Source organism: Brenneria sp. hezel4-2-4, assembly GCF_013155275.1.
Classification (GTDB): Bacteria; Pseudomonadota; Gammaproteobacteria; order Enterobacterales; family Enterobacteriaceae; genus Brenneria.
On record NZ_JABJXS010000003.1, the window covers coordinates 263399 to 277745 of the forward strand.

The 14347-nt window shown below is 53.3% G+C and carries 12 protein-coding genes; 2 read left to right on the forward strand and 10 right to left on the reverse strand.

Features of this window, described 5'->3' with window-relative positions; genetic code table 11:
- Positions 1 to 27: 27 nt before the first annotated feature.
- The 5 genes from HOY33_RS07955 to xseB all read right to left on the reverse strand — a co-directional run bounded on the left by HOY33_RS07955 (position 28) and on the right by xseB (position 4717).
- The gene (locus HOY33_RS07955; protein ID WP_172289680.1) at positions 28 to 966 is read right to left on the reverse strand and encodes a type III effector; all 939 of its coding nucleotides are present in this window, start codon (positions 964 to 966) and stop codon (positions 28 to 30) included.
- A 69-nt stretch (positions 967 to 1035) separates the two neighbouring features.
- Positions 1036 to 1467: a CesT family type III secretion system chaperone gene (locus HOY33_RS07960; RefSeq protein WP_172289681.1), complete on the reverse strand. Its 432-nt coding sequence runs from the start codon at positions 1465 to 1467 to the stop codon at positions 1036 to 1038.
- A 207-nt stretch (positions 1468 to 1674) separates the two neighbouring features.
- Complete coding sequence (dxs, locus tag HOY33_RS07965; RefSeq protein ID WP_172289682.1) at positions 1675 to 3540, reverse strand: 1-deoxy-D-xylulose-5-phosphate synthase; 1866 nt, start codon at positions 3538 to 3540, stop codon at positions 1675 to 1677.
- 20 nt (positions 3541 to 3560) lie between these two features.
- Entirely contained in the window at positions 3561 to 4472 is a 912-nt protein-coding gene (ispA, locus tag HOY33_RS07970) for a (2E,6E)-farnesyl diphosphate synthase (protein ID WP_172289683.1), read from the reverse strand.
- A complete protein-coding gene (gene xseB, locus HOY33_RS07975) occupies positions 4469 to 4717 on the reverse strand; it encodes an exodeoxyribonuclease VII small subunit (protein ID WP_172289684.1) in 249 nt (82 codons plus the stop codon). Before xseB ends, ispA begins: the two co-directional genes overlap by 4 nt.
- A gap of 332 nt (positions 4718 to 5049) precedes the next feature.
- Between xseB and thiI the strand changes: the two genes are divergently transcribed.
- On the forward strand, positions 5050 to 6498 hold the full coding sequence (gene thiI, locus HOY33_RS07980; RefSeq protein ID WP_172289685.1) for a tRNA uracil 4-sulfurtransferase ThiI: 1449 nt from the start codon (positions 5050 to 5052) through the stop codon (positions 6496 to 6498).
- A 46-nt stretch (positions 6499 to 6544) separates the two neighbouring features.
- On the opposite strand, the gene HOY33_RS07985 is transcribed toward thiI, so the two are convergent.
- Genes HOY33_RS07985 through HOY33_RS07995 form a run of 3 tightly spaced genes read right to left on the reverse strand, consistent with a single transcriptional unit; the run spans position 6545 to position 10962 of the window.
- Entirely contained in the window at positions 6545 to 7798 is a 1254-nt protein-coding gene (locus HOY33_RS07985) for a sigma-54 dependent transcriptional regulator (RefSeq protein ID WP_172289686.1), read from the reverse strand.
- Complete coding sequence (locus tag HOY33_RS07990) at positions 7785 to 9746, reverse strand: ATP-binding protein (protein WP_172290021.1); 1962 nt, start codon at positions 9744 to 9746, stop codon at positions 7785 to 7787. Before HOY33_RS07990 ends, HOY33_RS07985 begins: the two co-directional genes overlap by 14 nt.
- A 13-nt stretch (positions 9747 to 9759) precedes the next feature.
- Entirely contained in the window at positions 9760 to 10962 is a 1203-nt protein-coding gene (locus HOY33_RS07995) for an ABC transporter substrate-binding protein (RefSeq protein WP_371734381.1), read from the reverse strand.
- Positions 10963 to 11430: 468 nt separating this feature from the next.
- Here HOY33_RS07995 and pgtP point away from each other — a divergent pair, with 468 nt between their 5' ends.
- Complete coding sequence (pgtP, locus tag HOY33_RS08000) at positions 11431 to 12750, forward strand: phosphoglycerate transporter PgtP (RefSeq protein ID WP_371734382.1); 1320 nt, start codon at positions 11431 to 11433, stop codon at positions 12748 to 12750.
- A gap of 74 nt (positions 12751 to 12824) precedes the next feature.
- Here pgtP and yajL read toward each other — a convergent pair whose 3' ends face one another.
- Together yajL and panE are read right to left on the reverse strand one after the other, a co-directional pair.
- Complete coding sequence (gene yajL / locus HOY33_RS08005; RefSeq protein WP_172289689.1) at positions 12825 to 13415, reverse strand: protein deglycase YajL; 591 nt, start codon at positions 13413 to 13415, stop codon at positions 12825 to 12827.
- The gene (panE, locus tag HOY33_RS08010; protein ID WP_172289690.1) at positions 13375 to 14286 is read right to left on the reverse strand and encodes a 2-dehydropantoate 2-reductase; all 912 of its coding nucleotides are present in this window, start codon (positions 14284 to 14286) and stop codon (positions 13375 to 13377) included. The genes yajL and panE overlap by 41 nt, the downstream gene beginning before the upstream one ends.
- Positions 14287 to 14347 lie beyond the last annotated feature (61 nt).

The following is a 14347-nucleotide window of genomic DNA, read 5'->3' on the forward strand; positions in this document are numbered from 1 at the left end:
CCGTCCTGTATCAGGCCGCCGTCGCCATTAATCACGCGTCATGGCGCGCATCTCGTCCCAGGCGCGTTGCGCGGCCTTTTGGTGATCAACCGTGGTTTTTGCAATGCTATCCATTGATGCGGCATTGAAAAAGTGGCTGGAATAGCGCGTACTTGGATCTTTAGCGACGTTTTTCTCATCGAGTAATTCAGCTTCGCTTGCATCAGCCCCTTCCGGGATCTCGGGATTGAGGATCCATGCAAGAAACTCGGGGCCGATTTGGGGCATGTGCTCTTCTCTTATGAATTGGGCTACTTCCGCGCTCGTCACGTGTTTGATGTTATGTAATGCCAGCGCCGCCGGTGCGGGTTCCGCATTTCGCTCTCTTTGAGATTGTGCGTGTGACTCTGGATTTCTGTTGCTGGTTTGCGCCAGGGTTGCCGCCGTGGGGAGTCTAACCCAGGGATCAACCACCACGGTTTTTTGTTCACCCCACGTCTGGTCGCGCGGATCGCCAATCAACACGTATTCATGCTCCCAGTTTTTATCGTCGACGATTTGTACCGGGGCATCGACTTTTTTCCCGGCCAGCAGCGTGTAGGCCAAATCGGCATGTTCATGGCAGTTGCCTGCCTGATAGCGGGCCGCTTCTCTGGCATTTACCATCGGAAAAGGGGAATCGGATTTTTCCCTATGCATCAACACGCGTACCGCGCTTTCCCCCTGCGTCGCGATAATATCGGCTTTTTGATTACCCGCGCCATAAGGCAGCATCATTTTTACTTGGCGCAGGGTTTCCTGTGCCAGGTTCAGATTTTCCATGGTAGACGAGTCAACCCGAATGTTTTTGCCTTCGAAACGGCTGATGCCGAGAAAATCCGCACTCACCGCATCATGCAGTTTCACCACGGATTCCCGATTGAAATTCGCCAGAGGATCGACGGCCCTCTCGCCGCTAAAATATCGGTTTTGCAATGGGTTTAACATGGTGACTTCCTTGTTTATCTGTTGCTTTATTGGTCTGTAATAGGCCCGGTTTCCAACCGGAAACGAACGTTATGCTTTCCGCGCGTCTTTCGCCTGCCGGCGTAGCCATGTCTGAAGTGTTAATACCGTTTCAATAAAAGTGCGAACCAGCTTGTGCGTTTCGCTGTCATTCAGTTCTGCGAGCGCCTGCCGACACGAAAGTATTATTTTCATCTTGTGAATATCAACGCCAAGCGTAAACATGGGATGGCGGGGGCTCCAGGCATTGATCGCCAGAAGTGACAACAGGGTGCCGCTGGCCGTGTTTATCCCTTGTTCCAGACTGGCAAAGGGACTCATGATGTTCAGGTACTCCTGCTGGTTGCCCATTAAAAAGATTGAGGTGCCGTCTTCCAGCGTCATGATATAGACGTCATGTCCGCTCTGAGCCGCTTTTGTGGTATCAATATTGTATGATTTCATCAGCCGGGACATGACAATATGAAAAGCGCGTTTGTTCATTCCGTCCTCTCCATCCCCTCCATTTTCCCATCTTAGTGGCGAGTGATGCGCGGTGGTTCCCGTTGCCGGATAAAAAAACACGCTAGAATGCCGGGTCTGTGTAGACATGGGCTGGTAGGGCGGGACGGATATTGAGCGCCTGAACTGAGCGTGGCGCGCGAGAGGATATTCAGGCCAGATGTGCTGTCCGGCCTGTTTCTGCGTTATCTACTTCAACCACTGGGTTATTCTGCGCTCAATGCCTGCGGCGTCTAAATCGATATCGGCACGGATCTCTTCCTGACCGCCTTGTGGAATAAATTTATCCGGCAGGCCGAGGTTGAGTACCGCAGCCGTAATACGTTTTGCCATCAGCAGCTCATTTACGCCGCTGCCGGCGCCGCCCATAACGGCATTCTCTTCCACGGTCACAAACGTGCCGTGTGTTTTAGCCAGTTCCACTATTAGCGCTTCATCCAATGGCTTAACGAAACGCATGTCGACCAGCGTGGCGTTCAGTTTATCTGCCGCTTTTTGCGCTTCCGGCAATAGCGTGCCGAAGTTAAGGATGGCGATCTCTTCACCCTGACGGCGAACCACGCCTTTACCCATCGGTATTTCAGCCAGCGGCGCCAGTGCGGCCCCTGTGCCGTTGCCGCGCGGGTAACGCACCGCCGTCGGGCCTTTCTGATAGTGATAGCCGGTATACAGCATCTGACGGCACTCGTTTTCGTCGCTGGGCGTCATGATGATCATGTTCGGTATGCAGCGTAAAAATGACAGATCGAATGCGCCCTGATGGGTTTGTCCGTCGGCGCCGACGATGCCGCCGCGGTCGATGGCGAACAGCACCGGTAAATTCTGAATCGCCACGTCATGGATAACCTGATCGTAGGCGCGCTGTAAAAAGGTCGAGTAAATCGCCACCACCGGATGATAACCACCGATGGCCAATCCGGCGGCGAACGTCACCGCGTGTTGTTCGGCAATCGCCACATCAAAATATTGCTGCGGGTAATCACGGGAGAATTGCACCATGCCTGAGCCTTCGCGCATGGCGGGGGTGATGGCCATCAGTTTGCTGTCTTTGGCTGCGGTTTCCTGTAGCCATTGACCGAAAATTTTGGAGTAGGTCGGCAACGCGCCGTCTTTGCTTTTCGGTAACGTGCCGCTGGCGGGGTCGAACCTGGGCACGGCGTGCCAGCTAATCGGATCCTGCTCGGCCGGCGCGTAGCCTTTGCCCTTTTTGGTCATGATATGCAGCAACTGCGGGCCTTTGAGGCTGCGCATATTTTTCAGCGTCTGTGCCAACGCCTGCACATCGTGGCCGTCCACCGGGCCGATATAATTAAAGCCCAGCTCTTCAAATAGGGTGCCGGGAACCACCATCCCTTTAATATGCTCTTCCGTGCGTTTGACCAGCTCTTTGATCGGCGGCAGACCGGATAACACTTTTTTTCCGCCTTCGCGCAGGCTGGCGTAGAGCTTGCCGGACAGTAATTGCGCCAGATGGTTATTCAGCGCGCCGACGTTTTCTGAAATCGACATTTCATTGTCGTTCAGCACCACCAGCAGGTCTGATTTAATGTCGCCGGCGTGGTTCATGGCTTCAAACGCCATACCGGCGGTAATGGCGCCGTCGCCAATCACGCAAACGGTGCGGCGGCCTTTTCCTTCGCGTTCGGCGGCCACCGCCATACCCAACCCGGCGCTGATGGAGGTCGAGGAATGACCGACGCTCAATACGTCGTATTCACTTTCATCCCGCCACGGGAAAGGGTGCAAACCGCCTTTCTGCCGGATGGTTGAAATGCGGTCGCGGCGGCCGGTCAGGATCTTGTGCGGATAGGCCTGATGCCCGACATCCCAGACCAGATGATCGAACGGCGTGTTGTAGACATAGTGCAACGCCACCGTCAGTTCGACCGTGCCCAACCCTGAGGCAAAATGGCCGCTTGAACGGCTGACGCTGTCCAGCAGATATTGACGAAGTTCATCACACAGCTTCGGCAGGCTTTCTTTCGGTAGCAGACGTAGTTCATCGGGTGTTTCCACTAACGATAATGTCGGGTATTTCGCTGTATCAAAACTCATTAGAGACTCATTCAGAGATTTTATTTATTGCGCTCAACGATAAAATTCGCCAGCGCTTGTAATGGCGCAATATTCAGTGGTGCCTGGCTGAAAGTGGCTAAATCATCCAACGATGCCAGTGATTCCTGATAAAGCTCCCGAGCTTTTTTCCGGGCGTTTTCCAGCCCCAGTAATCCGGGGTAGGTGCTCTTGCCCAGTTGTTGATCGGCGCCCTGACGTTTGCCCGTCGTGGCGCTGTCGCCAACCACATCCAGAATATCGTCCTGCACCTGGAACGCCAGCCCGATAGCGTCGGCGTAGCGATCGAGATAAGGCAGCGCCGCGCGACCTTGATCGCCGGCCGCCAATGCGCCAAGTCTTACCGCTGCGCGGATCAGTGCGCCGGTTTTATGACGATGGATCTGTTCCAGCGCGGCGAGATCCACCTGATGGCCTTCCGCCGCCAAATCCAGCGCCTGACCGCCGCACATGCCGGCAACGCCGCTGGCCAGCGCCAGTTCAGACAACATCGCCAGCCGGGAGCGGTCGGTGACCTGCGGCATCGGCGCGTCGGCCAAAATTGAGAATGCCAACGTTTGCAGGGCATCGCCGGCCAAAATGGCGCCTGCCTCGCCGAACTTGATATGACAGGTCGGCTGACCGCGGCGCAGATCATCATTGTCCATTGCCGGAAGATCGTCATGGATTAATGAATAGGCATGAATGCATTCTATCGCGGCGGCGGGCGCATCCAGACTTTCCAACGGCATAGCGAACAGTTCACCAGTAGTATAAACCAGGAACGGACGGAGTCGCTTGCCGCCTAACAGTGAACCATACTCCATGGCATTGACCAGTGGACTCCTCTGAAAGGGAAGTGCGGCGATAAAATGACGTAACACACGATTGGTCCGCTGGGAGTGAGCATTCAATTGCTCAGTGAAGTCTGTCATAACGATTCACTGTCCGGGGTAAAGGGGGATAATGCCGCATCAGGTTCGTCGCTCAGCAGAATCTGTACCCGCTGCTCCGCCTGTTGCAGCTTTTGCTGTCCCTGACGCGCAAGCTGTATTCCCTGCTCAAACGCATTTAGCGCCTCTTCCAATGGCAATTCGCCGGATTCAAGACGGGTAACGATTTTTTCCAGCTCGTTCAGTGAGCTTTCAAAGCTGGCTGGCTGCTCGGTTTTCTTGGGCATAGTCTTTCAGGATCCTGGTTTTATACGCCGTAGCCTTGTCGCTGCATAGCGTTGTTTCGTGTGATCGCCAACGTATAACGACGCCATTATACGCGTTATCCGGCAAGTCGCAGACGCTGTCTCTCCCTGGCCTGGGCGGCGGATTATCCGGCGAGGGGGGCGTTTACCGCCGGGATGCAACGCCAATTACTTTGAGTATATATAATGATATACTCCGCGCCCTGGATGCTATGGGTAAAATCATCCTTGTCCGGCCGATTTTACCGATAACGTGATTTTAGCGCTCGGGGTAAATTTTTTTACGCCGTTCTGACCAAGTAACGACAGCCACCATGAAGTTTATCATTAAATTGTTCCCGGAAATCACCATCAAGAGCCAATCTGTGCGGTTGCGCTTTATCAAGATTCTGACCGGAAACATTCGCAACGTATTAAAACATTATGATGACGCGCTGGCGGTTGTCCGTCACTGGGATCATATCGAAGTTCGCGCAAAAGACGAGAGCCGGCGCGAGATTATTCGCGACGCTCTGACGCGCATTCCCGGCATTCACCATATTCTTGACGTTGAAGATCGCGAATATACCGACGTTCATGACATCTTCGAGCAAACGCTGGCGCTGTACCGTGAACAACTGGAAGGGAAAACCTTCTGCGTTCGCGCAAAACGTCGCGGTAAACATGAGTTTAGCTCGCAGGACGTGGAACGCTATGTCGGCGGCGGTCTGAATCAACATATTGAAACCGCCCGGGTCAATCTTACCTCGCCGCAGGTTACCGTTCATCTGGAAATCGATCAGGATCGTTTACTGCTGATTAATGCCCGCTACGAAGGTATCGGCGGTTTTCCTATCGGGACGCAGGAAGATGTGCTGTCGCTGATTTCGGGCGGTTTTGATTCCGGCGTATCGAGTTACATGCTGATGCGTCGCGGCTGCCGCGTACACTACTGCTTTTTTAATCTGGGCGGCGCCGCGCATGAGATCGGCGTAAAGCAGGTGGCTCACTATTTGTGGAATCGTTACGGCAGCTCGCATCGGGTGCGTTTTATCGCCATCGATTTTGAGCCGGTGGTCGGCGAGATCCTGGAAAAAATCGACGATGGTCAGATGGGCGTGGTGCTTAAGCGTATGATGGTGCGCGCGGCTTCCCAAATGGCGGAGCGCTACGGCGTGCAGGCATTGGTGACCGGGGAAGCGCTGGGCCAGGTTTCCAGCCAGACGCTCACCAATTTACGTTTGATTGACAACGCCTCCGACACCTTGATTTTGCGTCCGCTGATTTCTCATGACAAAGAGCACATTATCAAGCAGGCGCGTGAACTGGGCACGGAAGACTTTGCCAAGACCATGCCGGAATACTGCGGGGTTATCTCCAAAAGCCCCACGGTGAAAGCGGTAAAAGCGAAAATCGAGCACGAAGAGAGCCATTTCGATTTCACTATTCTGGATCGGGTGGTCAGTGAAGCCCGCAATATTGATATTCGCGAAATTGCCGAGCAAACCCGTCAGGAAGTGGTTGAGGTGGAAACGGTGGTGGCTTTCGCGCCTACCGATGTGTTGCTGGATATCCGCGCGCCGGACGAGCAGGAAGATAAGCCGCTGGCGCTGGAGCAGATTGAGATCCGGCTGCTGCCGTTCTATAAATTGGGCACCCAGTTCGGCGACCTGGATCAGAGCAAAACCTATCTGCTGTATTGCGAGCGTGGCGTGATGAGCCGTTTACAGGCGCTTTACCTGCATGAGCAAGGGTTCACCAACGTAAAAGTCTACCGTCCCTGATCGTCGCCGCGCCGCCGTCGGTTTCCGGCGGCGGCGCGGGTGCCGGTTAAAAGCGATAATCCTTTTTATCAATGCCGTATTTCTTCATTCTTAAATAGAGCTTCTTGCGCGGCACCTGAAGGTATTCCGCCACATCGTTAATCCGTCCCTGATGAATATCCAGCGCTTCCGTAATGATCTGGCATTCGTATTGTTCGATGCGGTCGTCGAGCGGGGTGGGGGTGGCGCTCTGGCTGACCCACTCCTTTTCGTCGCTGGCGATAGGCATTACCCCAACGGCGAATAATTCGGCCGCGTTGCGTAACTCTTTGATGTTGCCGCTCCAACTGCGGCGATACAGGCTTTTGCTAAATGTATCGCTCAGCGTGGGATATTCCCGGTTGAGCCGTTGGCAGGCCAGCTTGAGATAGTGGCGAAACAGCGGTTCGATATCGCCCGGGCGTTTGGATAACGGCACGCATTCTATCTGGGTCATGGAAAACTGATAATAAAGTTCAGGTAGGATTTTTTGCTGCGTCGCCGACCGGGTTGCGCACTGCTGGCCGATCGCCAGCAGCCTGAACGCGCGCTCCTCATCGCTTTGCTGTTGAGCCAAAAAATACTGCTGCTGATGGTTGAGCTGTTCAATATTGCGAACGATCAGGGTTCCCTGCCGTACCCGCGCGCAGTGTTCTTCAAACGTTTCCGCCCGGTCGCTGGCGGCGTCAAAGACGACCAGCGGCAAGTGGCGGTTCATACTGAGCTGGTGCAGATGGCGTGCCGCCAGCGTCCGGCCCGTGCCCAGTTCGCCATAGAAAAAAGCCGGCATACGGGTTTCCGCCAGCATTTGCAGCCGCTCGCGTAATTGCTTGCTCCACCCGCTGACGCCGATAAGATTTTCCGCCAACTGACTGCGCTGCCAGCGGCGGCGTTGGATCAACTGTCGACGTTCTTTTAGCGCCTGCTGCAAACAGCGCAGCAGTTTTTCCGGCATGACGGGTTTTTCAAGAAAATCATACGCCCCCTTTTTGACCGCCTCGACGGCCATAGGAACATCGCCATGGCCGGTTATCAGCAACACCGGCAGTTGCTTATCCCGGTTTAATAAATATTCCAGTAACGACAGACCGGAGAGTTGCGGCATATAAACATCGCTGATGACCGCGCCAGGCCATTCGTCCGGGATCATCTCAACGGCGAGCTGGGGATTATTACAGGGAACGACCTGATAGCCCGCCTGCTTGAGCATCTGATAGTAGGCGTCGAGTACATCGTTATCATCATCAATTAAAAGGACGTGTTGTTCTTCAGTTAACGTCATCTGATTTCCTGAACTGTAGAATGACCAGAGCATGCCGATCCAACGTTGATGCCAGATACAGTTCTCCTCCGCATTGTCGCATGATGGACTGACTGATGGACAGGCCGATTCCCAGGCCGATATCTTTACTGGTGGTAAAAGGTTTCAACAGCCGGGGAGCCAATATCAGCGGCCAGCCGGGGCCGTTATCTTCGATCAGCAACAGACACTCGCCGCCCTGCATGGTTTGACTGATGGTGATGCGCGGCGCTGCCTCGCTCGTCGCTTCCAGCGCGTTGGTCAGCAGGTTGACCAGCACCTGTTGCACCCTGATATCTTCGCCAATCACCCGATCCAGCGTTTCCGGCAGGATGAGTTGGGCGTTAAGCGGGCGGTGACGCAGGGCCAATAGCTCCCAGGACGCGAGAAGGCCGTGACGTAAATCGATGGGGCCGAGCGGGGCATCGCTGTCGCTGCGGCGTGAAAACTGCCGCAGTTGGCGAATAATGCTGTCAATGCGTTGTAATAAGCCGCGCATTTTCGTGAGGTTAGCGGCGACAGTGTCCCGATCGCGCCGATTCACGGCCTGTTCGCTGGTAAATAGATACAGAGAAAGGGCATTGAGCGGCTGGTTGATTTCATGCGCCAGGGTGGTCATGGTTTGCCCGACCGTGGCCAGTTTGGCCGCCTGAATCAATTCATCCTGGGCGGTGCGCAGGTTATTTTCAATGGCTTTACGCTCGGTAATTTCCTGCTCAAGCTGCGAACGTTGGCGCTTGATCTGATGCAGGGTGTTGCGCAGCAAACCGGCAATACGCCCCAGTTCATCGCGCCCATACACCGGAATCGAGGTATTCAGATCGCCGTACCCCAGCCTGGCGACCGCCTGATTAAGTTGGGTGAAACGTTTGATAAGCTTCGAGCGGATATAGACATGATTGAGGATAAAAGCGAATAGCAACGCCAGCAGCGTTGCTATCACCATCACCATGCCGCTGATATTCATAATATGTTCAAGGCGCTGGTTAAAGGTTTGCAGTTGCTGGTGGTTATTACCCAACTGCTGTTCAATCTGATGGCGAAATTGGCTCAGCGCCTGTTCCTTGCTACGGGTCGTTTGTCGGAGGGAAGCCTGAATCCGGCTTCGATCGCGCAACATTGCCGGTAATTTGTTTTCTTCCAGTCCCAGCGCCAAGAGTTCGTCGATGGTTTGCCGCAGCGTGACGGTGCTGGGATGACGGGACAACGACTGAATAAGGTCGTCGACGGATTGTCTCAGGTAGTTCAGATAGCGTATATGGCTGTCCAGATTTTCACTATGCCGATCGGCCAGCTGTTCCCGTAAATCGTCGACGATCTGGTTTTCGATATGGGCTAAGGTGTAAATCAGTTGCAGCTCATCCTGAATATTCCGCAACGTATCCTGCAAGCGCGGGTTTTTATTTTGCCCGGCGCTTTGGGTGAATTGATCCAGCAACGAGCTTTGCTGCCAACTGATATCCTGTGAGAGCGAGGTTAATTCAAGATTAAAATCATCATGCAGCCAGTTGATGCGGGTGGTCATTTCATTGGCTTTTTCCCGCATAACCAGGTTGGCCGCCAATATGCCGTCGAGCTGGGTCAACAGGCTGCGCATCTGCCGGATCGTCTCTTCCAGCAGATGGCGATCGTCAAAGGTTAACTGCCGGCTGGCTTTGTGAATGATATTCAGCCGGGAAAGAATTTGTTCCCGTCGCTGTAGCCTGAGGCTGGTGCTCTCCGCCGTCAGAAATTCATTCAGCTCTTTAATTAGAATATTAAGATTATCCTCAAGCTGAAAAGACGCCTGGATTTTGGGAAAATACTCGTTTAGCGCATAGCGGATCTGCGAGCTTTGTTCACGCCATGAATACAGACTGATGGCGCTGACGGAGAGCGTCAATACGGCGCCGAAAGCAAACGCCCAGCGTAAGCTGTTGCTGATGGTCATGGTTTTAAAAAATTTAATCACCCACCGCCTCCAGTTGCTGGAGCGCCTGCTGATGTTGATGCTGAAAAAACCGTTGCCATTCAATCAAGCGTGATTCAAGCGGAACGCTATTGTTGGCCGACTGATTGAATTGCCGCAGATAGTCAGGGTCGTCGGCCTGTTGCGCGCTGACGGGCATGGCGGTCAGTTGGGCGCGAATGTCGGGCAACGGGCGGTGCAGACGCGTTTCCGCATTATGCAGCGCTTTCCATATATCCTGAGACTGGTTCAGGCGGAAGGTAATCGCGGTGTCGAACAGCCGCTGAACCAATTTTTGGCGCAGTAAAACGCGGCGGTAATCGGGCGGCGATGATTGCAGCAGAATAAATTGTTGCTGGGCGCGCGGGTTATGCGCGGGCAGAGGGAAAACCGGGAATTTGCCGGTATCGTTATCCGCCAGAATGTCCTGCCCCTGTTTACTGAGCAAAAAATGAATAAAACGTATCGCCAGATCTTTATTGGCGCTGTTACGGGCAATGGCGATAAACGTAGGAGCGGCGCCGGCCTGGGGAATATAACGGAATGTCAGATGCGGATCTTTTAGCAACGGCGTGGCGTAATTATCGATGATCGGCCCGGCCACGCCCAGTCCGGTTTTTATTTTGCTGGCCACGCCAAAACTGCGCGAGGAAATGGTCGCCAGATTACCGGAAATTTCCATCAGCGTCGCCCAGCCTTGCCGCCACCCCTGTTGTTGCAGCAGCATTTCAATCATCAGGTGGCTGGTATCCGACCGGGAAGGGCTGCTCATCAAAATCAACGACTGATAGCGAGGATCTTTTAGCTGATCCCAGCTAGCCGGCGGCGGCAGATTTTTCTCTTGCAGCGCCGTGGAATTCGCCAGAATGCCAAACCCGGAAATCGCGATGGCGGCGGCGCTGCCGCGAATGGAATCGGGAACCAGACGCTGGCTTTCCAGCGGAAGAACAGGGATTGGCGACAGCAGTTGGCGATCCTGCAAATGTTGCATCAGCATAGGGGATGAGGTCAGGATCAGATCGATGCCGTCATTTAATGGCGTATCCATCAGGCGTTCCAGCGAAGAACTGGTACGGTTCAGGGTGCGCACAGGCAGGGATGACGATTGCCTGTGCCAGTGAGACATCATCTTCGCCGTTGCCTCGGGCGAGAAGGTGGTGGCGATAACCAATTCATTGGCCCACAGCGGCGACAACATCAGAAAGTTTATAAGCCAGATCGTGACCAGCCTGAACGAACGCATTCTTACACCTGTTTTGTGTGACTCGCATCAAAAAAATAAAAAATAGAGAATAAAGTGTTTAATGATAATTTGTTCCGTTTTTTACCATTTTAACCGGCCTAAAGGGAAATAAAAAATAAAATAATTAAATTGAGATAATATTGACTCGTAATTTTTATTTTTTTGAGTCAGTTTTGACTCAAAACCAGGCGGTTGCATCCTGCTTTCAATCTATTCATGCTGTGTTCATACCGCAGTGAAATAGAGTGAAACATCCGGTCATGTCATAGTGATATATCGTTGTTTATTCCGTCAATACATCATTCGAGTATTTTATTCGGGTTGATGGGTATGATTATTAATTATTTATAACACCAGGGTAAAATTATGTTTTCATTTATTAAACCCAGAATCGCAACGCACAAAGTTCCTGATAATGAAATTATGGTGGTTTATCAGCGTAATCGAATTCAGGCGCTTTTAGGCGTTTTTCTGGGTTATTTGTCTTATTATATTGTTCGTAATAACTTCACGCTTTCCACGCCGTATTTAAAGGAACAGTTACATTTAAGCGCGACGGAGATCGGCCTGCTCAGCAGTTGTATGCTGATGACCTATGGCATCAGTAAAGGCCTTATGAGCACCCTGGCGGATAAGGCGAATCCCAAAATGTATATGGCGATCGGCCTGTTGCTGTGCGCGCTGGTTAATATCGGCATGGGTTTCAGCGGCGCTTTCTGGCTATTTGCCCTGTTGGTGGTCTGTAATGGTTTTTTCCAGGGAATGGGAGTAGGGCCATCCTTTATCACCATTGCCAACTGGTTTCCCCGGCACGAACGGGGACGCGTCGGCGCGGTATGGAATATTTCTCATAATGTGGGCGGCGGTATTGTCGCGCCGATAGTCGGCACCGCCTTCGCTTTTCTGGGAAGCGAACACTGGCAGACCGCCAGTTATATCGTGCCGGCCGTTATCGCTATTTTAATGGCGGGCGTAGTGATGATGATTGGGAAAGGTTCTCCCGTTAGTGAAGGCCTGCCCCCTCTCCACCGGATCATCAAGGATGAAATTGTCATTGATACCGCCGGGCAGTCGCATGCCGCGCCGGAAAATATGACCACGTGGCAGATATTTTGTACCTATGTGCTGAAAAATAAACATGCCTGGTACATTTCTTTCGTCGATGTTTTTGTCTATATGGTGCGCTTCGGGATAATTAGCTGGTTGCCTATCTACCTGTTAAGCGAAAAGCATTTCACCAAGAGTGAAATGAGCGTTGCGTTTTTATTTTTTGAATGGGCAGCGATCCCGTCAACCTTATTTGCCGGATGGTTGTCGGATAAGTTGTTCCGCGGGCGTCGTATGCCGCTGGCGATGATTTGTATGGCATTGATTTTCATTTGCCTGATCGGATACTGGAAATCGGATTCACTGCTGGTGGTCACCTTCTTTGCCGCGATTGTGGGTTGCCTGATCTATGTGCCGCAATTTTTGGCTTCCGTGCAAACTATGGAGATTGTTCCCAGTTTTGCCGTCGGCTCCGCGGTCGGTCTGCGCGGCTTTATGAGCTATATTCTGGGCGCCAGCCTGGGAACCAGCCTATTTGGTTTTATCGTTGATAAATCAGGCTGGCATGGCGGTTTTTACCTGCTGATGGGCGGCATCGTTTGCTGCATTATTTTCTGCTATCTGTCTCATCGGGGCGCGCTGGAACTGGAACGCCAACGCACCCAATTGAGTACCAATAAAACCGTGAACGCGTAATATAAACGCTTGAACCATGCCGTCTCACCTGTGGGACGGCATTTTCACGCCGGATTGATCAATCAGTCTATTAATTAATCCGCATAGTTATAGATACCGGGCGGCAGAATTAATTGCGCCGCCACCTCGGCGGCTTTTTCCTTGCCCAGCAGCAGGTCAATCAATTTCAGGGCAAAATCCATACTGGTTCCCGGCCCCTGCGTGGTCAGCAGGCTGACGCGCGGATCGTAAACCACGCGTTTTTCCATCCATTTTTCTGGCGCGATTTTATCTTTCAGCGCCGGGTAGCCCGTCATATTCCCGATCGGGAAAAGCTGATGGTGTTCAAGCACCAAGGCCGGGGTGGCGCACATCGCCGCCACGATTTTCCCTTCCTGATGCGCCTGACGAATACACTCCACCAACACGGGGCTATCGCGGAAACATTCGGCGCCTTGCAGCCCGCCGGGGAGCACCAGGGCATCGAAGTGCCGATCCGCCACCGCCACCAGCGGGGCATCGGCTAAAAGCCTCACGCCGCGGGAGCAGGTGATTTCCAGGTTGCCGTCGCTGGCGACGCTGGCAAGCGTCACCTGAATGCCGGCTCTGACCAGCAGATCTATCGTGGTGACGGCCTCCGTTTCTTCACTGCCAGGAGCCAGACACACCAGTACCGATGCGTTCATATTCATTTTCCTTTCGCTTGATTTGTTCAAACAGACGGCTGTTTTCCGGGACGCTCAGGCCGTGGGCGCGCGCGCGCCGCAGCAGGTAACCGGTGATATAGTCAATCTCGGTGTGACGTTGAGCCTGAATATCCTGCAACATGGAAGAGGTATTGGCCGCCGTGTTTTGAATGATTTGGTTAACATAGAGTAGCAGGCTATCCGCCGAGGTATGAAAACCTTCCCGCTCCATTACCTCGGCAATTTCCCGGCAAAGCGACTCAAGCTGTTGCGGGTAAGCCTGCAATTCTCCGTTGGTGCATTGATAGAGCGCTGTTAACGGATTGATGACGCAGTTGGCCGCCAGCTTCAGCCAGCAGGTCGCGGTAATATTGTTATGCCAGGCAACGTCGGGTAAAGCCTGATGCAGCACTTCAGCAAGGTAGCCGTGCGTGTCCGCATCATTAACCGAGCCGATATGTGTCGTGCCTGCGGCGACATGCACCACGGTGGTCGCATCACGGCGAGCGGCATGGGTCGTGATGCCGAAAATCAACGGTTGCCTGAGAGGCGGTAACTCCTCGCGCGTGCCCATGCCGTTGTGCAATAACAAGATGGTGCAATGCGGGCTGAGTCGCGGCAGTAATGCGGCGACGGCATTGGAAACCTGCCAGGCCTTTAACGTCACTAACAATAACTCGCTGTGCGCCAGATGGTCGGGGTCGTTAGCCGTCAGGTTAAGGTTACAGTGCTGGCCGTTCAACCGGATCACATTGACCGGACAAAAAGGCTGCGGAATACGCAGCCATCCCTGGACATCATGGCCTTGCTGATGCAGAGCCGCGAGCCATAGTTGCCCGAGCGCGCCGCAACCAAGAACGGTTATTTTCATTTTATTCTCCCTTTGTTGATACGGGAACAGACGTTCTTGTCCAGGCCCAACATAGGCCATT